Origin of the sequence: Nonomuraea sp. NPDC003560 (assembly GCF_042878785.1) — a bacterium.
Taxonomy (GTDB): Bacteria; Actinomycetota; Actinomycetes; order Streptosporangiales; family Streptosporangiaceae; genus Nonomuraea.
Window position 1 is genome coordinate 584,730 of record NZ_JBIAOF010000002.1, and the last position, 25,506, is coordinate 610,235.

26 protein-coding genes and 1 riboswitch are annotated in these 25,506 nt (G+C 72.1%); of the genes, 9 read left to right on the plus strand and 17 right to left on the minus strand.

The features are described 5' to 3' along the window. Positions 1-3: 3 nt before the first annotated feature. The 4 genes from pknB to ACFYUV_RS08100 form a co-directional block, all read right to left on the minus strand. On the minus strand, positions 4-1,929 hold the full coding sequence (gene pknB, locus ACFYUV_RS08085; RefSeq protein ID WP_387666273.1) for a Stk1 family PASTA domain-containing Ser/Thr kinase: 1,926 nt from the start codon (positions 1,927-1,929) through the stop codon (positions 4-6). A 209-nt stretch (positions 1,930-2,138) separates the two neighbouring features. Continuing rightward, complete coding sequence (locus ACFYUV_RS08090; protein WP_358294047.1) at positions 2,139-2,894, minus strand: thiazole synthase; 756 nt, start codon at positions 2,892-2,894, stop codon at positions 2,139-2,141. Next, positions 2,887-3,087 (minus strand): sulfur carrier protein ThiS, encoded by a 201-nt coding sequence (thiS, locus tag ACFYUV_RS08095; RefSeq protein ID WP_352331034.1) that lies wholly within the window; start codon positions 3,085-3,087, stop codon positions 2,887-2,889. Before thiS ends, ACFYUV_RS08090 begins: the two co-directional genes overlap by 8 nt. Further along, positions 3,084-4,721: an FAD-dependent oxidoreductase gene (locus ACFYUV_RS08100; RefSeq protein ID WP_387666276.1), complete on the minus strand. Its 1,638-nt coding sequence runs from the start codon at positions 4,719-4,721 to the stop codon at positions 3,084-3,086. Before ACFYUV_RS08100 ends, thiS begins: the two co-directional genes overlap by 4 nt. After that, positions 4,711-4,827: riboswitch (TPP riboswitch) on the minus strand. Its footprint overlaps the gene before it by 11 nt. Before the next feature lie 52 nt (positions 4,828-4,879). Here ACFYUV_RS08100 and ACFYUV_RS08105 point away from each other — a divergent pair. The 3 genes from ACFYUV_RS08105 to thiE are packed head-to-tail and all read left to right on the plus strand — an operon-like array spanning position 4,880 to position 7,085. Beyond that, positions 4,880-6,049 carry an NAD(P)/FAD-dependent oxidoreductase gene (locus tag ACFYUV_RS08105; protein WP_387666279.1) on the plus strand — a complete coding sequence of 390 codons (1,170 nt, stop codon included), beginning with the start codon at positions 4,880-4,882 and terminating at the stop codon, positions 6,047-6,049. A gap of 30 nt (positions 6,050-6,079) precedes the next feature. Beyond that, positions 6,080-6,454 (plus strand): Rv2175c family DNA-binding protein, encoded by a 375-nt coding sequence (locus ACFYUV_RS08110; protein WP_358294041.1) that lies wholly within the window; start codon positions 6,080-6,082, stop codon positions 6,452-6,454. Continuing rightward, a complete protein-coding gene (thiE, locus tag ACFYUV_RS08115) occupies positions 6,432-7,085 on the plus strand; it encodes a thiamine phosphate synthase (RefSeq protein WP_358294039.1) in 654 nt (217 codons plus the stop codon). Before ACFYUV_RS08110 ends, thiE begins: the two co-directional genes overlap by 23 nt. 136 nt (positions 7,086-7,221) lie before the next feature. On the opposite strand, the gene ACFYUV_RS08120 is transcribed toward thiE, so the two are convergent. Beyond that, positions 7,222-8,289 carry a polyprenyl synthetase family protein gene (locus ACFYUV_RS08120; RefSeq protein WP_387666283.1) on the minus strand — a complete coding sequence of 356 codons (1,068 nt, stop codon included), beginning with the start codon at positions 8,287-8,289 and terminating at the stop codon, positions 7,222-7,224. Positions 8,290-8,374: 85 nt separating this feature from the next. Here ACFYUV_RS08120 and metF point away from each other — a divergent pair, with 85 nt between their 5' ends. Next, positions 8,375-9,295, plus strand: a complete 921-nt coding sequence (gene metF / locus ACFYUV_RS08125) for a methylenetetrahydrofolate reductase [NAD(P)H] (RefSeq protein ID WP_357967900.1) — start codon at positions 8,375-8,377, stop codon at positions 9,293-9,295. Positions 9,296-9,481: 186 nt separating this feature from the next. Here the strand turns inward: metF and ACFYUV_RS08130 are convergent, their stop codons facing one another. Together ACFYUV_RS08130 and ACFYUV_RS08135 are read right to left on the minus strand one after the other, a co-directional pair. Next, positions 9,482-10,045, minus strand: coding sequence for a GNAT family N-acetyltransferase (locus ACFYUV_RS08130; protein WP_364331584.1), 564 nt, complete (start codon positions 10,043-10,045; stop codon positions 9,482-9,484). A gap of 10 nt (positions 10,046-10,055) precedes the next feature. After that, positions 10,056-10,532, minus strand: a complete 477-nt coding sequence (locus tag ACFYUV_RS08135) for a YbaK/EbsC family protein (RefSeq protein WP_387666287.1) — start codon at positions 10,530-10,532, stop codon at positions 10,056-10,058. A 210-nt stretch (positions 10,533-10,742) separates the two neighbouring features. Here ACFYUV_RS08135 and ACFYUV_RS08140 point away from each other — a divergent pair, with 210 nt between their 5' ends. Both ACFYUV_RS08140 and ACFYUV_RS08145 read left to right on the plus strand, forming a co-directional pair. Then, the gene (locus tag ACFYUV_RS08140) at positions 10,743-11,471 is read left to right on the plus strand and encodes a L,D-transpeptidase family protein (RefSeq protein WP_387666290.1); all 729 of its coding nucleotides are present in this window, start codon (positions 10,743-10,745) and stop codon (positions 11,469-11,471) included. Positions 11,472-11,548: 77 nt separating this feature from the next. Beyond that, a complete protein-coding gene (locus ACFYUV_RS08145; protein WP_387666293.1) occupies positions 11,549-13,324 on the plus strand; it encodes a hypothetical protein in 1,776 nt (591 codons plus the stop codon). Here the strand turns inward: ACFYUV_RS08145 and ACFYUV_RS08150 are convergent. Then, complete coding sequence (locus tag ACFYUV_RS08150) at positions 13,313-13,810, minus strand: hypothetical protein (RefSeq protein ID WP_387666296.1); 498 nt, start codon at positions 13,808-13,810, stop codon at positions 13,313-13,315. The genes ACFYUV_RS08145 and ACFYUV_RS08150 overlap by 12 nt on opposite strands. Positions 13,811-13,928: 118 nt before the next feature. Then, entirely contained in the window at positions 13,929-14,528 is a 600-nt protein-coding gene (locus ACFYUV_RS08155) for a TetR/AcrR family transcriptional regulator (RefSeq protein ID WP_387666299.1), read from the minus strand. Positions 14,529-14,619: 91 nt separating this feature from the next. Here ACFYUV_RS08155 and ACFYUV_RS08160 point away from each other — a divergent pair, with 91 nt between their 5' ends. The 3 genes from ACFYUV_RS08160 (at position 14,620) to ACFYUV_RS08170 (ending at position 16,912) form a co-directional block, all read left to right on the plus strand. Next, positions 14,620-15,792, plus strand: coding sequence for a cytochrome P450 (locus ACFYUV_RS08160; RefSeq protein WP_387666301.1), 1,173 nt, complete (start codon positions 14,620-14,622; stop codon positions 15,790-15,792). A 6-nt stretch (positions 15,793-15,798) separates the two neighbouring features. Further along, positions 15,799-15,990, plus strand: a complete 192-nt coding sequence (locus ACFYUV_RS08165) for a (4Fe-4S)-binding protein (RefSeq protein WP_357705325.1) — start codon at positions 15,799-15,801, stop codon at positions 15,988-15,990. A gap of 535 nt (positions 15,991-16,525) precedes the next feature. Beyond that, positions 16,526-16,912, plus strand: coding sequence for an SAV_6107 family HEPN domain-containing protein (locus ACFYUV_RS08170; protein WP_387666304.1), 387 nt, complete (start codon positions 16,526-16,528; stop codon positions 16,910-16,912). A 412-nt stretch (positions 16,913-17,324) separates the two neighbouring features. Here the strand turns inward: ACFYUV_RS08170 and ACFYUV_RS08175 are convergent, their stop codons facing one another. From ACFYUV_RS08175 to ACFYUV_RS08210, 8 genes are all read right to left on the minus strand, one after another. Beyond that, positions 17,325-17,819: a transcriptional regulator gene (locus ACFYUV_RS08175; RefSeq protein ID WP_026214021.1), complete on the minus strand. Its 495-nt coding sequence runs from the start codon at positions 17,817-17,819 to the stop codon at positions 17,325-17,327. A gap of 300 nt (positions 17,820-18,119) precedes the next feature. Beyond that, positions 18,120-18,986, minus strand: coding sequence for a universal stress protein (locus ACFYUV_RS08180; protein WP_358294021.1), 867 nt, complete (start codon positions 18,984-18,986; stop codon positions 18,120-18,122). A 1-nt stretch (position 18,987) separates the two neighbouring features. Further along, positions 18,988-20,409, minus strand: coding sequence for an amino acid permease (locus tag ACFYUV_RS08185; protein ID WP_387666306.1), 1,422 nt, complete (start codon positions 20,407-20,409; stop codon positions 18,988-18,990). Between the two features lie 25 nt (positions 20,410-20,434). Further along, positions 20,435-21,370, minus strand: a complete 936-nt coding sequence (arcC, locus tag ACFYUV_RS08190; RefSeq protein ID WP_352353193.1) for a carbamate kinase — start codon at positions 21,368-21,370, stop codon at positions 20,435-20,437. Beyond that, positions 21,371-22,375 carry an ornithine carbamoyltransferase gene (gene argF / locus ACFYUV_RS08195; protein WP_387666310.1) on the minus strand — a complete coding sequence of 335 codons (1,005 nt, stop codon included), beginning with the start codon at positions 22,373-22,375 and terminating at the stop codon, positions 21,371-21,373. 43 nt (positions 22,376-22,418) lie between these two features. After that, positions 22,419-23,663, minus strand: a complete 1,245-nt coding sequence (locus tag ACFYUV_RS08200) for an arginine deiminase (protein WP_358294015.1) — start codon at positions 23,661-23,663, stop codon at positions 22,419-22,421. Continuing rightward, positions 23,660-25,075, minus strand: coding sequence for an amino acid permease (locus tag ACFYUV_RS08205; RefSeq protein ID WP_387666313.1), 1,416 nt, complete (start codon positions 25,073-25,075; stop codon positions 23,660-23,662). Before ACFYUV_RS08205 ends, ACFYUV_RS08200 begins: the two co-directional genes overlap by 4 nt. Positions 25,076-25,180: 105 nt before the next feature. Further along, positions 25,181-25,396, minus strand: a complete 216-nt coding sequence (locus ACFYUV_RS08210; protein WP_387666315.1) for a DUF3040 domain-containing protein — start codon at positions 25,394-25,396, stop codon at positions 25,181-25,183. Positions 25,397-25,506: the final 110 nt, after the last annotated feature.

The following is a 25,506-nucleotide window of genomic DNA, read 5'->3' on the forward strand; positions in this document are numbered from 1 at the left end:
GCACTACTGCCAGAGGAAGACGGTCGCGCCGGGCGGCCGCTCACTGTTCGGTAACGGCCGCTGGTACTGCACGACGCCGCCGTTGGCCAGCCGCTGGACCCGTACGTGGAAGCCCAGCGACTCCAGCTCCGACTTGGCGTCCTTGACGTTCTTGCCGATGACCGCGGGCACCAGGCGGAACTCCTGGTCGTCGCGGGCCTCGTTGTCGCCCTTGAACCAGTCCCAGAAGTCGGTCTGGCAGCGCGCCACCGTGATCATCGCGGGGGTGCCCTTGTCGACCTCGGACTTGGCCTTCGGCGCCTGGGCGATGACCGTGCACGGCTCGGCGTCGTCGTCGACCTCGTTGACCTGCACCGCGAAGCCCTGGCCGCCGAGGTAGGCGGCGGCCTCGTCCTTCGGCATGCCGGTCACGTCGGGCATCACCATGCCGGCGCTCACGAAGATGCCGACCTTCGCGCCCTCCTTGACCTTCTCGCCGGCCTCGGGGGAGCTGCGGATCACCTTGTTCCGCTCGACCTCGCCGTTGGGCAGGCGCTTGACGCTGCCCACGGTGAGCCCGGCCTCGGCGATCTTGACGCGGGCCTCGTCGCTCGTCAGGCCCCTGACGCTGGGGACGATCACCCGCTTGGGGCCGAGCGAGGGCACCAGCGTGATCGTGCTGCCGCTCTCCACCTCGGTCTTGCCCTCGGGGTCGGTACGCAGCACCAGCCCCTCGGCGGTGTCCTCGTTGTACTCGCCGGCGACCTTCTTGACCTTGAAGCCCTTGCTCGTGGCGGCGCGCTCGGCGACCACCACGTTCTGGCCGACGAGGTCGGGCACCTGCACGTATTGGGTCTGGGAGAAGTACCAGCCGGTCACCGCCACCGCGACGACCATGACCGCGGCGAGCAGGACCAGGAACCAGTTGGGCCTGAACGAACGCCTGGACGGCGGCGGCGACACCGGCGGCGTCACCTCGGCGCGCGGCTGGATCAGCGTGTGCGCCGGCGCGGCCAGCGGCATCGACGGGGCGCCCGCGCCGCTCGGCCGCGGCGGCATCGACTGGTTGAACACGGCCGTCATGGCCGGCGGGGTGCTCAGCCTGGGCAGCATCCGGTGGGCGTCGACCGCTTCGACCAGCATCGCCGTGGCGTCGGCCGGGCGGTCGTGGGGCTCGCGGGCCGTGGCGTGCCCGACCAGCGTGTCGATCAGCGGCGGCACCTCGGGCACCAGCGACGACGGCGGCGGCACCGTGTCGTGCACGTGCCGGTAGGCCACCGACATCGGCGTCTCGCCGTCGTAGGGCTGCTGCCCGGTCACCAGCTCGAACAGCATGATGCCGGCGGCGTAGACGTCGCTGCGCACGTCGGCGCCGCCGGTGGTGACCTGCTCGGGCGACATGTAGCCGATCGTGCCGATCATCACGCCGGTACGGGTCTGGTTGGTCGCCTCGATCGCCCTGGCCAGCCCGAAGTCGACGACCTTGACCCGGCCGTCGTCGGTCATCAGCACGTTCTCGGGCTTCACGTCGCGGTGGACCATCCCGGCCTGGTGGGCCGCGCCCAGGGCGGCCAGCACCGGGATCATGATCTCCAGCGCCTCGCGGGCGGGCAGCCTGCCGCGCTCGCGCAGGATGTCGCGCAGCGTGCGGCCCGGCACGTACTCCATCGACAGGTAGACGACGTCGGTGTCGGTCCCCTGGTCGAAGACGTGTACCACGTTGGGGTGGGACAGGCTGGCCACCGACTTGGCCTCGCCGATGAACCTGCGGACGAAGGCCGGGTCCTCGGCGAGCGAGCGGTGCATGACCTTCAACGCGACAGTGCGATCCAGCCGGACGTCGAGCGCCAGGTAGACGGTCGCCATACCGCCCCGGGCGATCCGGCTCTCGATGCGGTAACGCCCATCGAGGAGCCGCCCGACCAGGGGGTCCGCAGTCGTCTTATCCACCACCCCCCTGAGTTTACGGGCGTTTTGCCACCGGCAGGGCCCACGCGCCCGAAACCGATGCGGAGACGTTCCCGCGAGAGCGGCCCCGACCGGCGGAAGGGCCGGCGCGAGCCGGTCCCTCCGGTGATCTCGGAGGGGGATCACCAGGTCGTCTCCGGGCCGTCTCCGGGCCGTCTCCGGGCCGTCTGCGGGCCGTCTCTGGGGCGCCTCTAGGGGGTCGTCGGCGAGGACGCCTCGGCGTAACGCCGGCGCGGGATCCGGCCCGCCTGCCGCGCCTGGCGTCCGGCCGTCACGGCCGCCCTCATCGCCGAGGCCATGAGCTCGGGCCGCTGCGCCCGGGTGACCGCCGTGGCCAGCAGCACCGCGTCGCAGCCCAGCTCCATGGCCAGGGCGGCGTCGCTGGCCGTGCCGATGCCGGCGTCGAGGATCACCGGCACCCCGGCGGACTCCACGATGAGCTCGATGTTGTGCGGGTTCCTGATCCCGAGCCCCGAGCCGATCGGCGCGCCCAAGGGCATCACCGCCGCGCAGCCGGCCTGCTCCAGCCGCCGCGCCAGCGCCGGGTCGTCGCCGATGTACGGCAGCACCACGAACCCGTCGGCCACCAGCCGCTCGGCGGCGTCGAACGTCTCGATCGGGTCGGGCAGCAGCGTGCGCTCGTCGGCGATGACCTCAAGCTTGACCCAGTTCGTCCCCAGGGCCTCGCGGGCCAGCCGGGCCGTCAGCACGGCCTCGCCCGCGGTGAAGCAGCCCGCGGTGTTCGGCAGCACCTTGATGTCGCGGCGGCGCAGCACGTCGAGGACCGAGCCGCGGGCACCGGGGTCGAGCCGCCGCATGGCCACCGTGGTCAGCTCGGTGCCCGAGGCGACCAGGGCCTGGTCGAGCACCTCCAGGGAGGGCGCGCCGCCGGTGCCCATGATGAGCCGGGAGGCGAACTTCTCCCCGGCGATGATCAGCTCATCCACCCTGCACCGCCGTCAGCACCTCGACGCGGTCGCGGTCGCCGAGCGCCGTCGTCTCCCACGAGCTCCGCGTCACCACCTCGTCGTTCACGGCCACGGCCACGCCGGTGGTGGCGGTGGTCAGCGTCCGTACGGCCTGGGCCACGGTGGTGCCGTCGGCCACCTCGTGCGCGGCGCCGTTGATCGTCACAATCATGAAATATCCCGAAATCTCGCGGGCGAGCACAGCGCGGCCAGCTCGCCCTCCTCACCCGTCAGAATCCCCGCGCCCGTCGAAACCCCCGCCACCCGAGCCGCTGCCTGAGCCGCCGCTTGGGCCGCCGCTTGGGCCGCCGGCTGCGTGCCTGTCTGCACCGCCGCCGGGGCCCCGGCCTGTGTGCCTGTCTGGGCCGTTGCCGGGGCCGCCGCCGGGGACGCCGTCGTCGTGGACGGTGTCAGCACCGCCGACGCGACCAGGGCCGCCGTCAGGGGAGCCAGCAGCACCCCGCCCCGATGGTGGCCGGTCGCCAGCACCAGCCCCGGGACCTCGCCCGCCCCGATGATCGGCAGGTTGTCGGGGGTGCCCGGACGCAGCCCGGCGACCACGTCGGCGACCTCCAGCTCGGTGACGCCCGGCACCAGCTCCCTGGCGTCGCGCAGCAGCTCGTAGAGCCCGCCCGCGGTCACCCGGGTGTCGAACCCCAGCTCCTCCTGGGTCGCCCCGAGCACCAGCTCGCCGTCGCCCCTGGGGACGAGGTAGACGGGCGCGCCGTGCACCATCCCGCGTACGCACCGGCCGAGCAGCGGCTGCGGCGAGCGCAACCGCATGATCTGCCCCTTGACCGGCCGGACGGGCACGTCGGCCAGCTCCCCGCTCCACGCCCCGGCGGCCAGCACCACCCGCTCGGCCGCGATCTCCAGCACCGCCGGCTCAGGCTGACCGGGCACGGCCTCAAGCCGCACCCCCCTCACAGCACCAGTCGCAGCACCTGTCACGGCTCCCGCCACAGGTCCTGCCGCACCGCCTGCCCCAGCACCGATCCCAGCGCCGGTCCCAGAGCTGATCCCACCGCCGGTCCCGGAGCCGATCCCAGCACCGGTCAGAGCGCCGGTGCCAGAGCCGGTCCCAGCGCCGGTCGCGGCGCCTGGAGCGGCGTCGCCGTCGCGCAGCAGGCCGGTCACCCGCGCCCGCACCACGGGCACGCCCAGCCGGTCGAGCGCGGCCAGCAGCGCCGCCGTGACCCGGCGCGGATCGACCCAGGCGTCACCGGGGGCCAGCAGCCCGCCGCGCACCGAAGGGGCCAGCATGGGCTCCAGACGCCGGCACTCGCGCCCGGTCAGCCGCTCGACCCGCAGCCCCAGCTTGTCCATGAACGCCGCCAGGTCGTCGAGCGCCGCGAGGTCGTCGGCCCCGAAGGCGACGTCGAGCGTGCCGTCGGCGCGCAGGTCGAGCGCACGGCCAGCGGCCCCCTCCGGCCCGATCACCCCGAACGCGCCCCCGAACGCCTCCCCGGCCCTCGCCTCGGCCCTCGCCCCGGCCCCGCCACCGGAACCGCCGCTCAGCCCCGTGCCGAGACCTGCCCCGAAGCCCGCACCGAGGTCCGGGCCGAGGCCCGCGTCGGCGGCCAGTTCGGCGGCGAAGGACGGCCATCGGCTCAGCGAGGCGGCCCCCAGCCGCAGCAAAGGCTCCTCGGTGTAGGCGACCTCGCTGACGGGCGCCAGCATCCCGGCCGCCGCGTAGGACGCCCCGCGCCCCGGGGCCGGATCGACCACCGTGACGGGCAGCCCCTCGCGGGCCAGCCGCCAGGCGATCGACAACCCGACGACCCCGCCGCCCACGATCACATTCATCCGCGCTCCCTTCGCCGGCATGATCCGGATCAGGTGTCTTGCGGTCGAAGGCCCGCTCAAGCCTTCCTCTCAGCCCGGTGACGGCCGGACTCCCGCGCGTCTTGCGCCTCCAGCCTACGGCCTCGGCGCGACGTGCCGGCACCGCCCCCGTTATGGTCATGAACGTGAACCATGTCGTAGTGGTGGGAGCGGGCCTGGCCGGGCTGCGCAGCGCGGAGGCGCTGCGCGGGCGCGGCTTCACCGGACGGATCACGCTGATCGGCCAGGAGCGCCATCGGCCCTACGACCGTCCGCCGTTGTCCAAGGCCGTGCTGTCCGGCGCGGCCGACTCCAGCTTCCTGGAGGCCGACCTCGACGCGCTGGAGGTCGACTTCTGGCCAGGCGTCACCGCCAAGGCCCTGCGCGAGGGCGTCGTGGAGACGACCGAGGGCGAGCTCGGCTACGACGGCCTCGTGATCGCCACCGGCACCGAGCCGATCACCGTGCCCGGCGACGGCCCCCAGCACGTCCTGCGCACCCTCGACGACGCCCACGAGCTGCGCGCCGGGCTCGTGGCCGGAGCCCATGTGGCGATCATCGGCGCCGGCTGGATCGGCGCCGAGGTCGCCACCGCCGCCCGCAAGGCCGGTTGCTCGGTGACCGTGATCGAGGCCGGCCCCGCCCCGCTGTCCAACGCCGTGGGCCCGGAGATCGGCGCCCGCACGCGACACTGGTACGACGGCATCGACCTGCGCCTGAACACCATGGTCGACGAGGTGGACGAGGGCGGCGTGCGGCTGGTGGGCGGCGAGTTCGTCCAGGCGCACGTGGTCGTCACGGGCATCGGCGTGCGCCCGGCCGTCGAGTGGCTGGCCGGCTCCGACATCGACCTGCACAACGGCGTCGTCACCGACGAGCACCTGCGCACGTCCATGCCGAACGTGGTCGCCGCCGGCGACTGCGCGGCCTGGTGGTCGCGCCGCTACGGCGTCCGGCTGCGCGTCGAGCACTGGGACACCGCGCTCGGCTCGCCCGAGGTCGCCGCCGCGACCCTGCTGGGGGAGGAGGCCGTCTACGACCCGGCCCCCTACTTCTGGTCCGAGCAGTTCGGCCACATGGTCCAGTACATCGGCCACCACCCCTCCGGCGACCGCCTGCTCTACCGGGGCGAGCCCGAGGGCAAGTGGTCGGCCGTCTGGCTGACGTCCGGCGACACCCTCGCCGCCGTGCTCGCCGTCGACCGGCCCCGGGACTACGTGCAGGGCCGTAGGATCATCGAAGGCGGGCATCGCCTCGACACAGAACGCCTGGTAGATCCAGAGGTCCCCCTACGGGATTGTGTTGTTTGAGCAAGGACGGCATGTGGTAGTTGTGGTTTCGTGACGCTTTCTGTTGCACAGATCGACCGGGAGACCGACCAGCTCGTCGACGAGTGGCTCACTCTCCCCGAAGTGGCCTCACGCCTCGACCTCTCGATCGGGCGGGCCAAGCAACTCCTCAAGGACCACAAGCTGCTCGGCGTGCGCCGTGGCGGCGGCGGGCCACAGGTTCCCGCGGTGTTCCTCGACGGGAAGGACGTGATGAAGGGCCTGCCCGGCACACTGACCGTGTTGCAGGACGCCGGCTACGACGACATCGAGTCGCTGCGCTGGCTCTTCACCCCAGACGAGTCCCTGCCGGGGTCGCCCATCGAGGCGATCAAGGCCGGCCGTCACACGGAGGTCAAGCGGCGTGCCCAGGCCCTCGCTTTCTGAGGCCCGCCTCTATCTCTGCACCGACGGCCGCCGCGACCGCGGCGACCTGGCAGAGTTCCTCGACTCGGTGCTGGCCGGCGGCGTGGACATCATCCAGCTGCGGGAGAAGGGCCTGGAGGCACGCGAAGAACTCGCGCTCCTGGAAGTCTTCCGCGACGCCTGCGACCGGCACGGCAAGCTGCTGGCCGTCAACGACCGGGCGGACATCGCCTTCGCCGCCCGGCCCGACGTGCTCCACCTGGGGCAGGACGACCTTCCCGTGACGGTCGCCCGAGAGATGCTCGGCGACGACATCGTCATCGGCCGGTCCACCCACTCCGTCGCCGAGGCGTCCGCCGCGGCCGTGGAGGAGGGCGTCGACTACTTCTGCTGCGGCCCGATCTGGCCCACGCCGACCAAGCCGGGCCGGCACGCGCCCGGCCCGGCGCTGCTGCGGCACGCGGCCTCACTGGGACCGGCCCCGGGGGCGGCCGCGCCGCGGCCGTGGTTCGGGATCGGCGGCATCGACCTCACCAACCTCGACGAGGTCATGTCGTACGGCGTGAGCCGCGTGGTGGTCGTACGCGCGATCACCGACGCGGAGGACCCGGGGGCGGCGGCGGCCGAGTTCGCCAAACGCCTGACCCCCTGACCCCTTGCCCCTTTGACCCTGACACTGCCCCCTGACACGACCGGGCGCCCGTCCACAACGGGCGCCCGCACTCCGCGGCGAGGCCGCCTGCCGAAGCGGGCCGCTCAGGCCGGCCGCCGGTACCGGGGGCCCGGGGTCAGGTCCTGCGGGACGTCGCGGCGATGGCCAGCTCGGTCAGCGCCGTGCGCGACCCGGCGGTGACCGGCGCCTCGTCGAGCGCGGCCAGCGCGTCCGCGAGATAGCCGGCGATCAGGTCCTCGCACTCCCGCAGCGCGCCGCTGTCCGTGATGATCTCGCGCAGCGTGCTCACCCCGTCCTCGTCGAGCGCGGGGTCGCCGAGCAGCCTGCGCACCGTCGCGGCCGCCTCCGGGGCCGCCCCGGCCAGCGTGCGGGCCACCAGCATCGTGCGCTTGCCCTCCCGCAGGTCGTCGCCGGCCGGCTTGCCGGTCTGGGCCGGGTCGCCGAAGACGCCGAGGATGTCGTCCCTGAGCTGGAAGGCGATGCCGACGCGGCGGCCGTAGCCGGTGCACAGCTCGTCCATCCACGGCTCCAGCGCGCCGGCCGCGAGCACCAGGCCGAGCCTGAGCGGCTGCTCCACCGAGTACTTGCCGCTCTTGAACAGCGCCACCCGCAGCGCCGACTCGAAGGTGTTCTCGCCGTGGGCCTGCTCCAGCAGGTCGAGGTACTGGCCGCACATCAGCTCGGTGCGCATGTGGTCGTGGACGGGCTGGGCGGCGGCCAGCGACGCCGGCGGCAGGCCGCTGGTGCGCCACATCTCGCCCGACCACACCAGCAGCAGGTTGCCCAGCAGGATGGCGGCCCCCTCGCCGAACTGCTCGGCCGAGCCGTGCCAGCCCTCCTTCTCGTGCAGGGACTGGAAACGGCGGTGGGCGGCCGGCATGCCCCTGCGCAGGTCGCTCTTGTCCATCACGTCGTCGTGCACGAGCGCGCTGGCCTGCAACAGCTCCAGCGACGCGGCGGCGGTGAAGATCTCGGGCACGTCGGTGCCGCCCGCGCCGCGCCAGCCCCAGTAGCAGAACGCGGGACGCAGGCGCTTGCCGCCGGCCAGCAGGTCGCCCGCGGCGGCGCGCAGCGGTTCGAGCTCGGCGTCGCCCGAGGCGGGCAGCTGCCGTTCGACGAACTCCCCGAGGGCGCGCTCCACCTGGGTGCGCAGGGCGTCCATGCTCGCGGCGTCAGTGGTCATGCCTTGAGACTAGTGGGCGCGGACTCGGGGTCGGGTCCCCGGTCTAGGGGCGGCCGACCCGGACACCGGCCTGTACGCTTGGGACATGGCGCTTGGTCGACCCTCCATCCTGCCCGATCGTGTCCCCACCGTCCGCGAGCTGCTCGCCACCGGTGGCCGGTCGTTCTCCTTCGAGTTCTTCCCGCCGAAGACCGACGAGGGCGAGCGGCAGCTGTGGAAGGCGATCAGGGAGCTGGAGTCCCTGCGCCCCACGTTCGTGTCGGTGACCTACGGGGCCGGCGGCTCGACCCGCGACCGCACGGTCGACATCGTCGAGCGCCTGGCCCACGACACCACGCTCACCCCTGTGGCGCACTTCACGGCGGTCAACCACTCGCTGCGCGAGCTGCGCCACCTGGTCGGCCGCTTCGCCGACGCGGGGGTGCGCAACATCCTGGCCGTGCGCGGCGACCCGCCCGGCGACCCGACCGCCGAGTGGGTGCGGCATCCCGAGGGCGTGCTCTACGCCGAGGAGCTGGTGCGGCTCATCCGGCAGGCGGGCGAGTTCTGCGTGGGGGTGGCGGCGTTCCCGTACAAGCATCCGCGCTCGCCGTCGATCGAGTCCGACACCGAGTACTTCGTGCGCAAGTGCCGCGCGGGGGCCGACTACGCGATCACCCAGATGTTCTTCCAGGCCGACGACTACCTGCGGCTGCGCGACCGGGTGGCGGCCCAGGGCTGTGACACGCCGATCATCCCGTGCATCATGCCGGTCACGCAGATGAGCACCATCGCGCGGTCGGAGCAGCTTTCGGGGGCGCCGTTCCCGGCCGAGGTGGCGGCCCGCTTCGAGGCGGTCGCCGACGACCCGGCCGCGGTGCGGGCGCTCGGCATCGAGCACGGCGCGGAGCTGTGCCAGCGGCTGCTCGACGAGGGCGCGCCCGGCATCCACTTCATCACGTTCAACCGGTCCAGCGCCTCGCGCGAGGTGTTCCAGCGCCTGACGCCGGTCGCCGCCACCGCCTGACCCGCCGTCCCGGCCCACCCAGAGCGGATGCCCGTCACCCGCCCGCAGGGGGACCGGGCGGGTGACGGGCAGGGGGTGGTATCCAGTCGGTAATGTGTCCGTCACTTTCTGTCATGAAGATGCCCTCGGGCATGACCTGGCAAACCCTCCGAGTGCGGGCTTTACCTGCGGTGATGTGCGACGTCCTCAGTCGAGGGGGAGTGGGCGGCCGACGATCGCGTACTCCTCGTGGCCGCCGGGGAAGACGAAGCGGGTCAGCAGGTCGGCGAAGCCCATGCTGGCGTAGAGGTGGCGGGCGGCCGTGGGGCGGTCGTGCGTGGACAACACGGCCGAGCGCTCGGCGCGGCCTGCGCACAGAGTCCGGATCATGGCCCGGCCGATGCCCTTGCCCTGGTGGTCGGGGTGCACGTGGATCTCGGCCAGCTCGAACGCGTGGCCCATCCAGGCGTGCGCGGCCTCCTCGCCCGCCTCGTCGGCCAGCGCCCTGCTCACCACGTCGTGCCACCACTGGCCGGTCGCGCCGCGGAAGCCGTACGCGAAGCCGACGATCCGGGGGCGCGCCACACCGGTCGGGTCGCGCAACTCTGCGAAATAGCACTGGAAATGGGGATATGTGCCGTGGTTGCGCATGATGGTCTTGCGGCCGGCGATCTGCTCGGGGGGCGGGTTCATCGCCGCCGTGTAGATGTCGATCACCGTGTCCAGGCGTTCGGTGAACTCGGCCGGGCCCGCCCCGCGAAACTCGATCACTCGTCGCACATTACTCGACGTCGACCGGAGTGCCTCCGGTGATCGCCACCAACTCCTCGAACGTCGTCGGGAAGACCGTCAGCGGGTGGCCGCCGGCCGCCCACACCACCTCGTGCTTGCTCAGCCAGTTGTCCACCAGGGTGCGGACCGGGGCCGGATGGCCGACCGGGGCCACCCCGCCGATCGGCTGACCGGTCGCCGCCCTGACGAACTCCGGCGTGGCCCGCCGCACCTCGGCGACGCCGGCCGTACGGGCGATGAGCTCGACGTCCACCCGGTGGGCTCCGCTGGTCAGGACCAGCAGCGGCGCGCCGTCGGCGTCGAAGATCAGGCTGTTGGCGATCGCTCCTACCTCGCAGCCGAGTTGGGCGGCCGCGGTCGCCGCGGTCGGGGCCTTCTCGGGCAGGACGACGATCTCTCCGGTGGCGCCCGCCGCGCGCAGGGCGGCCTCCACGACGACGGCGTTCGCCGGCAACTTCTCGGACATGAGGACACTCTAAACAGGTTGACCGGCTTCTTACCTGTTCATGGTGGGTGGTGTAGGGTCCATCGATCCGGATAGTTCGTGATATGAGAGGTGGTACCGGTGGGGGCTCGACGGCTGCCCGGAGTGGCTGCTCTGCTGACGGCTGGGGCCGTCGTACTCACGGGCTGCGGCGCGCAGGCGGGCACATCAGCCGCGACGACCGTCACCGGCGTGTCCGGCACGCCAGGCGCGGCGGGGGCCAAGGCAGGCCCGGCGAAGGCGTCCGTCACCGCGACCGTCACCGCGCCCGTCACGGCGCCGCGCAAGACGCTGAAGCTGGGCGCGAAGGGCACGTCCGTCACCTGGCTGCAGCGGCGCCTGGCGGCTCTGGGCTACCTGCCCGGCAAGGCCGACGGCCGTTACGGCGGCACCACGCTCGCCGCCGTCTGGGCCTTCCAGAAGGTCAACGGCATCACGCCGACCAGCACGATCGCCCGCAGGACGTGGGAGGCGCTGGAGCAGCCGAAGACCCCGAAGGTGCTGGTGGGCAACGGCAAGCCGACCCGCGCCGAGGTCAACCTGACCAAGCAGATCATGGTCCTGTACGTCGACGGCCAGGTGCGGCTCATCACCCACGTCTCCTCCGGCAGCGGCGTCCCGTACTGCGAGACGACCACCTGGCAGGGCAAGGAGCAGCGCTTCTGCGGCTCGGCCCGCACGCCGACCGGCGACTTCCGCACGACGTGGCGGGCGAGCGGCTGGCACAAGTCCTACCTGGGGCAGCTCTACAACCCGATCTTCTTCAACGGCGGCATCGCCTTCCACGGCGCGCTGTCGGTGCCGCTCTCCCCGGCCTCGCACGGCTGCGTGCGCATGCCGATGAACGTCGCCGAGGTGCTGCCCCGCCTGCTCGGCAAGGGCGTGCCGGTGCATGTGAGAGGCGCGTTCAGGCGCGCATAACGTCCGCATAACCGGATCCGGTGACGGCCGGGTTATCCGCCTCTTGCTGGACTTCCCCCGATTTGAGGGGGAATTCCATGACGACGTCGTTCGCAGCTCGTGTTCCGGCTCCTGCCCCGTACGTGCGGCGCGGGAGCCGGTCGCGTTCGTGGTGGTTGCTGGCGATCGGGTGGGTGGCGCAGGTCGCGCTGCGGCTGTGGTTGTTCCGGCAGCACGCCGGGCCCGTGGCCAACCCGGACGAGACCGGATACCTGATCGCCGCCCGGTGGCTGGCCGGCGGGCCCGGGGCGGATCTGACCGGCTTCACCTTCTACCAGGGCGGCTACCCGCTGCTGCTGACGCCGGTGTTCTGGTTCACGCAGGATCCGGTGGTGGCCTACCGGCTGGTCGTGGCGGTGGGGTCGATGGTGGCGGCGGGGGCGTTTCCGCTGGCGTACCTGCTGCTGCGGCGGCTGGGGACGGGGCCGCGGGCGGCGATGGCGGCGGCGTTCGCGGGCGGGTTGTCGCCGTCGCTGCTGCTGTTCTCGGGGCTGGCGCTGGCCGACGCGGTCCTGCCCACCCTCGTCCTGGCCTGGCTGGTCGCGCTGCACGACCTCGTGGCCAGGGGGTCGGTCAGGGCGGGGGTGCTGGCGGGCGGCCTGGCGGGGTACGCCATGGCGGTGCACCTGCGCGGCACCGTCGTCCTGGCGGTGACCCTGCTGGCGATGGCGGGGACGCTCATCGCGGGCCGCCGGGGCCCGGGAGGGAGGTTCTTCGCGGGCCGCCGCAGCGTGGCGGCCGGGACGGCGACGGCGGGGGTGTCCATCGCGCGCCGCAGGGGCGCGGCGGCCGGGCTGGTGGCCGCCGTGGTGACGGCGGGAGCGGCGACGGCGCTCAACCGGGTGTTGGCCGCGGCGCTGTACCCGGGCGGGGCGCGTGACCTGTCCGGCCTCCTGGCCGAGCGGGTGAGCGGGCTCGAAGGGCAGGCGTGGGCGCTGGCGGGGGCGGCCGGGCAGCTCTGGTACCTGATCGCCGGGACCTGGGGGCTGGCCGGGGTCGGGCTCGCGGGCGCCGTCGCCGTCGTGGCCAGGCGGTCGGCGCCGGGTCCGCGGCGCGTGCTCGCGGCCGTCCTGCTGGCCACGACCCTGGGCATCGCCTACGCCTCCTCGGCCGCGCTCCCCGACGAGCACCGGATCGGCAACTACGCCTACGGCCGTTACCTGGCCTGCGTGGCGCTCGCCTGGACCCTGGCCGGGCTGCTCGTGCTGGCCAGGGCCGGCCGCGGGACCGTCGTGCGGCACGCGCTCGCGGCGGCCGGGCTGCTCGCGGCGACCGGCGGCGTGGTGGTCCGGTACGCCGGGGACCGGCTCCAGCGGTACGCGTTCATCGCCTTCGACTTCCCCGAGGTGATCTTCCTCAGCCAGGTGCGGGACTCCTTCGACCTGGTCGCCACCTCCCTCGCGGCGCTCGTCCTGCTGGCGGGCCTGGTGGCAGCGGCGCTGCTGACCGCCCGCCGGGGGTGGCCGGCGGTCCTGGCCGTGCTGGCGGCGGTCAACCTGGTCTTCGCCGCCGACCTGGCGCCGAAGTCCGCGCCCGCCGCCGGGCCCGACTGGCTGCCCGTGCTCACGGGTCCGGGACGGGTGGCCGTGGACCGGAGGGTGGTGTGGAACATCCGGGCCGTCCTGGCCTACCGCGTCTCCTGGACCGAGGCCGAGCTCTACGACGGCACGCCGCCGACCGGCGTCTGCACCGCCGTCGTCCCGCCCGGCTCGGGGCCGGCGCCCGCGGGGTGGGCCGCGACCGGCGCGGGCGGCACCCGCCAGGGCTGGACCACCTGGGTCAGCGACCGCTGCCCCGGCGGGTCAGCGCGGTGACGCCGTCCGGGCCGCGGTGTACGCGCGGACCATGCCGACGGCCTGGGCCAGGGCCGCCGCCAGCAGGAGCAGGGCCGAGAACCACTGGTACGGCGGGAGCGCGTCGGCGAAGGTTTGATGGTCGTAGAATCCGGCCAGCCGCGGCACGGGGTTGTAGACGGCCGCCGCGAGCCCGAGCGTGTACGGCAGGATGAGCACGCCCGACAACACCAGCAGCGCGCCGCGACCCCGGGCCGCGCGACGCAGCAGCAGGCCCACCACGGCGATCCCCGCGGCCGCGACGCCCGCCACCAGCGCGATGCCCCTGACGATCCACCACAGGTCCGAGCCCAGCGACGTCAGGCCGCCGGAGGTCATCGGGTCCGCCGGGTCGGGGCCCCGCGCCTCCGACGCCGTGCGCAGGGCCGCGTAGTTGACGGCCGCGTACGCCGCCGCCAGGACCGGCCCCGACAGCAGCAGGATGAGAGTGCCCGTCCGTCCTCGCACCGATCCCCCTCACACGGCCGTGCCCGTCCGGCCGGTCCGTCCGCTGTCCGCCGCCCGCGCGGACAGCCTGTCAGACGCGTGCCGTCACCCGCCACCCGCGGCCGCGCGGGCAGGGTGGTCAGCGGGGGAGGCCGTGGAGGGCGATGTCGGCGGCCCGGCGGGCGGCGTCGCGGGCCTGCTCCACCGGGAGGCCGTCGTTGAGCGTGGTCATCACGGCCAGCTTCACCGCGCCGATCAGCGAGCCCACGGCGGCCGCCGCCTCGACGCGGTCGAGCCGGCCGGGATAGGCCGCCGACAGCGCGTCCGCCAGCCGGAGCTGGCTGTCGAACAGCAGGTGCAGCGCCCGCGCCTGGAGGGGCGGCTCGCGCATGATGAGCTCCAGGCGCAGCGCCGTCTGCTCCGACCAGGTGGCGTGGCCGTCGTCCGACGTCGAGAGCGCGTCCTCGATGAAGGCGCGCAGCAGGTCGGCGGGCGTCTGGCCGGGGGCGGGCGCGGACAGGAACGCCAGCGCGCGCTCGATCTGGTGCTCGGAGTCGTAGAAGAGCACGTCCTCCTTGCTGGCGAAGTAGCTGAAGAAGGTGCGCGTGGAGACCTCGGCGGCGGCGGCGATCTCCGCCAGCGTGGTCTCCTCGTAGCCCTTCTCGCCGAACAGCCGGAGCGCGCCCTCGATCAGCGCCCGGCGCGTGCGCTGCTTCTTGCGCTCCCGCAGTCCTACCATGACGGAACTCTACACCGATATACGAATTTCATGCATTGAAGTTTTGCATCGATTGAGGTTTTCTAGGGAGTGAGCTCGGAAAGGAGCCAGCATGTCCGACCTGACCTTTCCCATCACCCGCCGGGGGCCGTTCGATCCGCCCGAGGAAGCCACGGCCCTGCGACAACAGGGCGCCATGCACCGCCTGACCTTCGCCGACGGCCACCTCGGCTGGCTGGTCACCGGCTACTCGGCCGCCCGCGCGATCCTGGCCGACCCCCGCTTCAGCAACCGTCCGGAGCGGCTGCACCCCGTCGTGCCCACCCGGGTGCAGCTCCAGCAGCAGCTGCCGCCCGGGTTCTTCCTGCGCATGGACGCGCCCGAGCACACGCGCTACCGCAAGCTGCTCATGGGACAGTTCACCGTCCGGCGGATGAAGGCGCTGGAACCCAGGATCGAGGAGATCACCCACTCCTGCCTCGACGCCATGCAGGCCGCCGGGCCGCCCGCCGACCTGGTGCAGTCCTTCGCGCTGCCGATCCCGTCGCTGGTGATCTGCGAGCTGCTCGGGGTGCCGTACGAGGACCGCGCGGTGTTCCAGGAGGAGACCAAGATCCTGGTCAACCTGGAGACCAAGGCCGACGACGCCCTGGCCGCGTTCGCCAGGATCGGGGCGTACCTGTCGGAGCTGATCGGCCGCAAGCGGGCCGAGCCGGCCGACGACCTGCTCAGCGGGCTCGTCGGGGAGCTGAACCACGAGGAGCTGACCGGGGTCGCGTTCCTGCTCCTGCTGGCCGGGCACGAGACGACCGCCAACATGCTGGGGCTGGGCACGTACGCGCTGCTCACCAACCCCGACCAGCTCGCCGCCATGCGCGACGACCCCTCGGTGGTGGACAACGGCGTGGAGGAGCTGCTGCGCTACCTCACGATCATCCACCTCGGTCCGGTGCGCAGCGCCCTGGAGGACGTCGAGATCGAGGGCCACCTGGTCAGGGCGGGCCAGTCGGTCGCCTTCCACCTGCCCACCGTGAACCGCGACCCCTCCCGCTTCCAGGACGCCGACCGCCTCGACGTCCACCGGCCGGTCGGCGGGCACCTGACCTTCGGCCACGGCATCCACCAGTGCCTCGGGCAGCAGCTCGCCCGGGCCGAGATGCGCATCGCGTACCCGGCGCTGCTGCGGCGGCTGCCTGGCCTACGCTTGGCCGTAACGCCTGAGGAGGTGCCGATGCGTTCGGACATGAGCATCTACGGAGTGCACCGCCTCCCTGTCACTTGGTAGGTCACGATGAAGATCACAGCGGATACGACGGTGTGCATCGGGGCGGGCATGTGCGCCCTGACGGTGCCGGAGGTGTTCGACCAGAGTGAGGACGAGGGCACGGTGGTGCTGCTGCGCGAGGTGCCCGAGGAAGGGCAGGAGGAGGCCGTGCGGCGCGCGGTGTCCCTGTGCCCGTCGGGGGCCATCTCCGTGTCCTGAGCCGCCGCCTCGTCCGGTCTGACCGTCCCGCCGCCGCCACCGCCCCCGGTGGCGGCGGCTTCGTGCGCTTCTGGCGCCCTCGCGGGCGGCGATCCCCGTGCCCGAACGGAGGGACGTCGCGGGACGGATCGATCATTTCGCGGCATGGTCATCGAACCTGTGTTCGTGGAACAGGTTGACACCGAGCGTGATCGAAATTATGTTCGACCTAGTGGCGGTGAGGCTCGCGGCTCAACGTCACTCAAGGGCCTGGCCGCGGTCGTTCGCTTCCCCAAGCGATTCCCGTGGCCAGGCTCCACGGGCGAAGGGCGCGTCCTCGTCGTCGGCGGAGACGAGTGGGCGTGTCCTGGCCGGACGGGGAGAGGGGAAGCTCCTCGTCCGGCCGGCCCGGCGGAAATGTCGGTGGCGTCTGAGAGTGTTGGCCTCACCGGCGGAGACGCCGGCCGCCGCCCACGACTCCAAGGAGGCGCGCAAGATGGCACCACGGCCTAGAGAAACGCCCGGGCCCCGGCTGTCGCCTGCGGTTCGGGCACACTTGACCGATTCACGTTCCTGCCTGGCGGAGGCGACCGCCGCTCGCACCCCGGCATCCCGATATGTGGCCGCCCACCTGGCGGCTCTTCGTGCGGCTGCGGCGATCCTGGCCGCCCGTCCCCGTCCCATGGAGGGCCGCAGGCGCCGTCTGCGCAGCGCGTGGGAGCTGCTGCCCGAGGCCGAGCCGCACCTCGCCGAGTGGGCCGCCTACTTCTCCGTGAGCGCCGCCAAGCGCGCGGCCGCGGAGGCGGGCGTGGTCCGCGGCATCAGCGCGGCCGACGCCAATGAGATCCTGGCCGAGGCCGAGACGTTCGTCTCGACGGTGGAAGACCTGCTCGGCGTCCCCGCCCAGCCCCAGCTCCCGGTGGACGTGCCGCTGGCGGGCTGACCCCGCCGCCCGGCTCTCCAGGCGACGCCGCCGCGCGGAAGAGCGCGGGTGGCGGGGTCCAACAAAGCCGATGAACGTGAGCAAGGCGGCTGTTGCTGACACGTGTGCCCAAAGGGGCCGGGGGAGGGACCGCGACGCCTGTGGGGCCTGTTTCGAGGGGCGCGGCTTCGCCGGCTTTTCGCCAGGACGGCCGGGTCTTCGCTACGTCGGCCTGGTGGTCCCGCTTGTCTCTCTGATGGGCCTAGCTTCGCGCCTGGCCTCTCGGGGGCGCGTGCAGGCCGCAGGAATCCGTTTTTGGGGATTCGGGCCCTTTGTCGCGTTCGCCGAATAATTGAAAGTTCATTTTCGGGGCGGTACGACGGAGGGCCCGCCAGGGGAATTGGCGGGCCCTTCGGGGGTGAAGCGGTGGGTTCTAGAAGGACTCGACGGCCCGGCGCGCCTCGGCGTCGAGCACGCCCCAGCTGATGAGCTCCTCGGTCAACTCGCTCGGCGACTTGTCATAGATCACAGCCAACGAACGCAGGTCCTCCTGGCGGATCGACAGGACCTTGCCGTTGTAGTCGCCACGCTGGCTCTGAATGGTGGCGGCGTAACGGGCAAGCGCTCCGGCCTTCTCCTTCGGCAGTGTCGCCAGGCGCTCCAGGTCGATCACAAGCTTGGGAGTGGGCCCGAGCGGGCTCGGCGCGGCGCCTCCGGGCAGCAGCTCGGAGACGGGCACCCCGTAGAAGTCGGCAAGCTCGGCAAGCTTCTGCACGGTGACAGCTCGGTCGCCACGCTCGTAAGAGCCCACGACCACGGCTTTCCACCTGCCGCGCGACTTCTCTTCGACTCCATGCAGGGACAGCCCCTGCTGGGTGCGGATGGCGCGGAGTCGTGCACCCAGCGACTTTGCGTACTCAGACGGCATCGTGTGGCCCCCCGGCTCTCGTATGTATCGCTCTTAGTAGATTGTGCTCCCTTGCGGCATATGCCCCAGCCACCGGGGGGTACGGTGCCAGGCTCGGCACCATCGGTAGCCGTGGCCCTGGGTTTACCCCAGAACGCCGCGCGGTGTGGTTACGCACAGTGACGGTAAAGGGGTGGGAGCCTAAGGTCAAGCTGATTGGAAAAAAGATGCCGAATCCGGTCCGGGAGGGAACGCAACAAACGCCCCTCTTGTACCGGTGGCAACACTACTTCGTCATAGTTTGACGAGTGAAATCGAGCGTCAGGTCTCGCGGGTCAGGATCATGACCGGGCAGGTCGCGGCCTGGACGATCTTGATGGACGTGTCGCCCAGGAAGACCCGGCGCAGCGGCCCGGCGTCGCTGGAGGCGCACACGAGCAGCTCTCCCGGCAGCCACGTGGTCGTGCCGAGCGCCTGTGCCACGTTCCGGCCCTCCAGGAGCTCCACCTCGACCTGAAGCCTGCGCCGCTGCCCCCGCGCCGCCGCGCGCAGGTCCGCGGCGGCCTGGTCGCGCAGCCGTACGAGCATGTCCTCCTCGACCTGGACGCGGCGGCCGGTCCTGACCACCAGGGTGACCAGCCGCAGCGGGATGTCCAGGGTGACCGCGGCCTTGGCCGCGCCCCGGACGGCGGCGTCGGCGCCGGGCCCGCGGCGGTAGGCGACGGTGATGCGCTCGAACGCGGCCGGCGGGTCGTCGCCGTAGCCGCGCGGGGCCAGCAGCACGGGCACCGGCGAGGAGTGCAGGAGCTGGTCGGCGGTGCTGCCGACGGTGATGCGGGACCGGGTGCCGCCGGGCGCCGAGCCGATGACCACGACGTCGGCGCCGCGCCTGCGGGCCACCTCCACCAGGCCGCGCCCGCTGCCCTTGTTGGTGTGGCGCACGTACTCGGCCTGGTCGCCGGCCAGCTCGCGGGCCCGCGCCAGCGCGGTCTCGGCCTGCTCGCGCAGGTAGGAGCGCCAGGCGCCCTCGTCGGCACGGGCGGGGCCCGGCGTGGTCGTCACGGGCGGCTGGACGGTCGCGACCGTCAGGCTGCCCCCGGTCTGCCGGGTCAGCACGACGGCCAGCGCGAGCCCGTCCCCGCCGCGCGGCTCGGCGATGTACCCGGCCAGCACCTTGTCGAACTTCATGTCACCGCACCTCGGCATTCAGCCGTGAATGCCCGTAGCCGTACAGGAAATAGCAGATCAGGCCGACCAGCATCCACAGGCCGAAGGCGGCCCAGGTGACGCCGGCCAGCCCGGCCATCACGATGACGCAGAAGATCGCGCCGAGCGCCGGGGTGAGGGGGAAGAGCGGCGTGCGGAAGCTGCGCGGCAGCTCCGGGCTGCGATAGCGCAGGACCAGCACGCCGACGTTGACGATGAGGAAGGCGAACAGCGTGCCGATGCTGGTGGCCTCGGCGAGCTGGCCGAGCGGCACCAGCCCGGCCAGGACCGAGATGAACAGGGCCACGATCAGCGTGTTGGCGACCGGCACCTGGTGGCGCGGGTTCACCCGCTGGAAGATCCGGGGGATGAGCCCGTCGCGGGACATCGCGAACAGGATGCGGGTCTGGCCGTAGATGACCGTGAGCACGACGCTGGCGATGGCGATCACCGCGCCGAAGGAGACGATCACGCCCGGCCAGGTGGCGCCGGTGGCCTGGTCGACGATCTGCGACAGGCTCGCCTCGGTGCTCTCCGGGTCGAACTCGGTCCACGGCTTGGCCCCGATGGCGGCCACGGCGACCAGGACGTACACGGCGGTGACGATGAGCAGGGACAGCAGGATGGCCAGGGGCAGGTCGCGCTTGGGGTTCCTGGCCTCCTCGCCGGCCGTGGAGGCGGCGTCGAAGCCGATGTAGGAGAAGAACACCTGCGAGGCGGCCGCCGTGATCCCGGCCACCCCGAGCGGCGCGAACGGGGTGAAGTTCCCGGACTGGAACGCCGTGAACGCCACCGCGCAGAAGAACACCAGCACCGCGATCTTGATCAGCACGAACACCGCGTTGGCCTTGGCCGACTCCGAGGCCCCGTAGAGCAGCAGCCAGGTGGCCAGGAGCACGATGAGGATCGCGGTGACGTTGACCACGCCGCCGTCCTGGCCGGGGGAGCGGGTGATCGCCTCGGGCAGCGTCCAGCCGAACAGGCTGCGCAGGAACGCGTTGAGGTACTCGCCCCAGCCCACGGCCACGGCCGCGACGGACACCGCGTACTCCAGCATGAGGCACCAGCCGCACACCCAGGCCACCAGCTCGCCCAGCGTCGCGTACGCGTAGGAGTAGGACGACCCGGACACCGGGATCGTCCCGGCCAGCTCGGCGTACGACAGGGCCGAGAACAACGCCGTGACGGCCGCCAGCACGAACGCCAGCACCACCGCCGGCCCCGCCTTGGGCACCGCCTGGCCGAGGATGACGAAGATGCCGGTGCCGAGCGTGGCGCCCACGCTGAACAGCGTCAGCTGCCACAACGTCATCGTGCGCCGCAGCTCGCCGCCCTCGCCCTGCCCGCCCTCGGCCACGATGCGCTCGGTCGGCTTGGTGCGCAGCAGCCGTGCGGCCAGTGTCACGTCGGTCTCCTAGCGGGTCGGTCTCCTAGAGGGTGCTGGTCAACGGCCACATCCCGTTGGGCGTGACAATCGTGCCCGCGGAACCGGCGAGTATGTCCTTCGCCTCGTCCAGCCTGCCGATGGCGGCCATGTCGCCGGTCGTCTCGACGAACCGGCACACCGCCTCGACCTTGGGTCCCATCGACCCGGCCGGGAAGCGCAGGCCGCGCAGCTCGTGCGGGGTGGTGCAGGCGATCTCGCTCTGGCCGGGGGCGCCGAAGTCGCGGTACACCCGCGGGACGTCGGTCAGGATGAGGAAGGCGTCGCACTCCAGCGCCTCGGCCAGCATCGAGGCGGTCAGGTCCTTGTCGATGACGGCCTCGACGCCCGCCAGCCGGCCGCGCGCGTCCCGCACGACCGGGATGCCGCCGCCGCCCGCGCAGACCACCACGACGCCCTCGCGGACCATCTTGCGGATCAGCCGGGTCTCCACGATGCGCTGCGGCGTGGGGGAGGGGACGACGCGCCGCCAGTGGTCGCCGTCGGGCTTGACCGTCCAGCCGTACTCGGCGGCCAGCTTGCGGGCCTCGTCCTCCTCGTAGATCTGGCCGACGAACTTGGTGGGGTCGTCGAAGGCCGGGTCGACGGCGCTGACCAGGGTCTGGGTGACCATGGCGAGCACCTGCCGGCCGGGCAGGGCGTTCTGCAGCGCCTGCTGCATCCAGTAGCCGAGCATGCCCTGCGTCTGCGCGCCGAGCGTGTCGAAGGGGTAGGGCCGGCTCAGGTTCGGGTCCGCGGCGCTCTCCAGCGCCAGCATGCCGACCTGGGGGCCGTTCCCGTGGGTGATGACCAGCTCGTGCTCGCCGGCCAGCTGTGCCAGCGTCCTGACGGCGGTGGCGATGTTGTCCCTCTGCACGTCGGCGTCCGGCTTCTGGCCGCGCTTGAGCACCGCGTTGCCGCCGAGTGCGACGATGACCCGCATTCAGTCCCCCAGGGTTGCGACCATGATCGCTTTGATGGTGTGCAGCCGGTTCTCGGCCTCGTCGAAGACGATGGAGCGCGGCGACTCGAAGACCTCGTCGGTCACCTCCAGGGCCGCCAGGCCGGTCCTGGCGTGGATGTCGGCGCCGACGCCGGTCTCCCGATTGTGGAAGGCGGGCAGGCAGTGCATGAACTTGACGTCCGGATTGCCGGTGGCCCGGACGACGTCGTCGTTCACCTGGTACGGCAGCAGCAGCTCGATGCGCTCGTCCCACACCTCCTTCGGCTCGCCCATCGAGACCCACACGTCGGTGTAGAGGAAGTCGGCGCCCCTGACGCCCTCGGCCACGTCCTCGGTGATGGTGATCCGGGCGCCGGTGGACCTGGCCAGCTCCTCGGCGGGCCGCACCGCGAGGTCCCGGTCGGGCCGCAGCGCGGCCGGGGTGACCAGGCGGATGTCCAGGCCGAGCAGCGCGCCGGTGACCAGCAGCGAGTGGCCGGTGTTGTTGCGCGCGTCCCCCAGGTAGGCCAGGGACACCTCGCGCAGCGGCTTGTCGCTGTGCTCCTGGACGGTGAGCATGTCGGCCAGCATCTGCGTGGGATGCCACTCGTCGGTCAGGCCGTTCCACACCGGCACGCCGGACAGCGCCGCCAGGTCCTCGACGTAGGACTGCTTGCTGCCCCGGTACTCGATGCCGTCGAACATGCGGCCCAGCACCCGCGCGGTGTCCCTGACCGACTCCTTGTGCCCGATGTGCGAGCCGGCCGGGTCGAGGTAGGTGACGTGCGCCCCCTGGTCGTGGGCGGCCACCTCGAACGCGCAGCGGGTGCGGGTGGAGGTCTTCTCGAAGATGAGCGCGATGTTCTTGCCCTTGAGCCGCTGCCGTTCGATCCCGGCGTACTTGGCGGCCTTCAGCTCCGCCGACAGGTGCAGCAGGAAGCCGAACTCCTCCGGCGTGAAGTCCAGTTCCTTGAGGAAACTGCGGTTGCGCAGGTTGAACGCCATGTCGCCCCTTCCCTGTGGCGTCCGGGTGCCGGCCGGACGTCCGCTAGATGCCGTCGCGCTCCAGCGGGCAGCTCATGCACCGCGGGCCGCCGCGCCCTCTGCCGAGCTCGCTGCCCCGGATGGTGATGACCTCGATGCCGTTGTCGCGCAGGTGGTTGTTCGTGGTGGTGTTGCGCTCGTAGGCGATGACGACGCCGGGCTCGACGGCCAGGCCGTTGCAGCCGTCGTCCCACTGCTCGCGTTCGGCGGCGTACACGTCCTGATGGGGGGTCAGGACGGTGATGTCGTCCATGTCGAGGGCGCGGGCGATGGCCTTGTGCATGTCCTGGGGCGGGTGGTCGGTGACCCTCAGCTCCTTGGAGGTCTCGCCCGGCTCGATGGTGTACGCCGGCAACATCCCGAGCCCGGCGTACTTGGTGAACACCCCGACGTCCAGCATGGTCATGACCGTGTCGAGATGCATGAACGCGCGCGCCTTCGGCATGTCCAGCGCCACGATCCGGGTCGCGGACCCGGCCGCGAACAGCCGCTGGGCCAGCATCTCGACCGCCTGCGGCTGGGTGCGCTCGCTCATCCCGACCAGCACCGCGCCGCGCCCGATGACCAGCACGTCGCCGCCCTCCAGGGTCGCCGGGGCCATCGCGTGACCGGGCAGCCAGCAGTGGAAGCCGCCCTCGTAGGGCCGGTCGAAGCCGGCGGCGAACATCGGGTGGAACCGGTAGACGGCCTCCAGGTTGACCGTCTCGCGCATGCGGGCCTTCTTGCGCATCGCGTTGATCGACACGCCGTCGTAGATCCAGCAGGAGGTGTCGCGGGTGAACAGGTGGTTGGGCAGCGGCGGCAGGACGAAGTCGTCCTCGGCGGTGGTGTGGAAGGCCACCGACTTGGGGTCGCAGCCCATCGCGACCAGCTCGCGCTTGGTGATGCCGCCGGTCAGGTGCATCTGGAGGGTGCCGGCGTCCATGCCGTCGAGGGTGTTGCGGATGTCGTCGATGGCGGTCGGGCCGAGCCAGCGTTCGTCGATGACCGCGTCCAGGATGTGCTTGCGGGCCTCGGGGATGTCGACCACGTCGCGCAGGAGGTCGGCCAGCATGTGGACGACGATGCCGCGCCCGCGCAGCACCCGCTCGAACTCCTCGTGCTCCTCCACCGCGCGCTGCACCCACAGCACGTCGTCGAACAGGAAGGCGTCCTTGTTGCTGGGGGTCAGCCGCTTGAGGGCCAGCTCCGGCTTGTGCAGCAGGACCTGGCGCAGTCGGCCGACCTCTGAATCGACATGAAAGGTCATTTTTCAGATATCCCCTCAGCGCGCCGGACATCACGCGGGCCGTACTCGCCGTGCCTGGCCTTCAGCCAGATGTAGACGGGCACGCCGACCAACAACATCAGCGTCCCGCCGAGCACGGCGGGGGGCCCCGAGCCGTACGCCATCCAGAACGAGAACAGCAGCGCGAGCACCGCGACGGCCAGGTCGCGGGCCAGCCGCCCGCGCTCGATCCGCCGCTCCCGGGTGACCAGCCAGAACAGTTGCGCGGCGGCCGAGAAGAAGTAGGGGATGACCGTGGTGAAGGAGGCCAGCAGCACGATCGTGTCGAAGGCGTTGGCGGAGGCGTAGCCCACCAGCAGCATGAGCGAGGTCAGGACGGTCCCGGCCAGGATGCCCGTCAGGGGCGCGCCGCGCCGGGAGACCACGGAGAAGGCGGGCGGGAACAGGCCGTCCTTGGCGGCGGCCAGCGGCATCTCGGCGACCAGCAGGGTCCACCCGTTGAGCGCGCCGATGCCGGAGACGACGGCGCAGGCCGCCATGAGCAGCCCGCCGCCGGTGCCGCCGAACATGTGGTCCAGCGCCGCGGCGAAGGGCGCGGTGGACCCGACGAGCTCCTCCTGCGGCACGGTGCCCATCACGGCGACCGTGCTCAGGATGTACATGACGGCGCAGGCCAGCACGCCGATGACGCTGGCCCGGCCGATGGTGCGGACCGGGTCCTTGACCCGGTCGGCCGCGATGGCGGCGCTCTCCACGCCCGAGTAGATGAACAGCGTGACCGCTCCCGCCAGGGAGACGGCCGAGACCCAGCCGCCGCCGCTGGCGTTGAACGCCGGGTAGTTGTCCTGGTGCACGAAGAACAGGCCCACGATCGCCACGAACAGCAGCGGGGTGAACTTCAGAACCGTGGTGACCACCTGGAAGGCGGCCGCGTTGCGCACGCCGGCCAGGTTCACCACGGCCGGGATCCACAGCCCGGTCAGGCCGATGAGGATCGCGCTGAACGTGCTGCCCCAGTTGAGCCCGAACAGCCCGTGGGCCAGGTACTGGACGTAGCCCACCCAGGCCACGGCGATGGCCGCGTTGCCGATCCACGCGGTCAGCCAGAACGACCAGGCGATCCAGAACCCGGCGAACTCCCCGAACGCCTCGCGCGCGTAGGCGTAGGGGCCGCCCGCCGCCGGGGTGCGCCCGCCCAGGCGGCCGAAGACGATCGCCATGGCGATGGCGCCCGCGGTGACCAGGACCATGGAGACCAGGCTCACCGTGCCGAACGCGGCCAGCGAGGCGGGCAGCAGGAAGATGCCGGTGCCCACGACGTTCCCCATGACCAGCGCGACGGCCGCGCCGAGGCCGAGGCCGCCGGCTACCGCCGGGCGCCTCCCGCGGGCCGCCGTGGTCACGCCGTCGGAGGGCGGACGTGGTTCCCCCATGCGTGCCCCCCGCGCGAGTCCCCAGGAAGAGCCGCCGCCGAGCGCGTACGGCCCTCGGGGACGTGCCCTACGCGAAGGACGCCGACACGGGGAGTTGCGGGGGTTTTACCTGATCACGGCGTGCGGCAGGGGGTCGGGTGAACCCGTCACCAGCAGCACGACGGCGAACACCGCCAGGCACAGCGCCATCAGCGCCAGCGGCCAGGCCAGCGACGCCGGAGCGCCGTGCCGGGACATGGCCGCGAACAGCTCGGGGTCCTCGTCCCTGACCTGCCGGGCGATGGCCTTGAGCACCGACTGCTCGCGTGCCGACAGCGCCATGTGAAACCTCCCCCGAGAAGACTTAGAGCAGGTTTTATACCTGTATGTCGGTAATTGCCAAATTCGCTGGGCCGGCCGGGCCGAACGGCCGGCCAGGACGCCCGCCACAC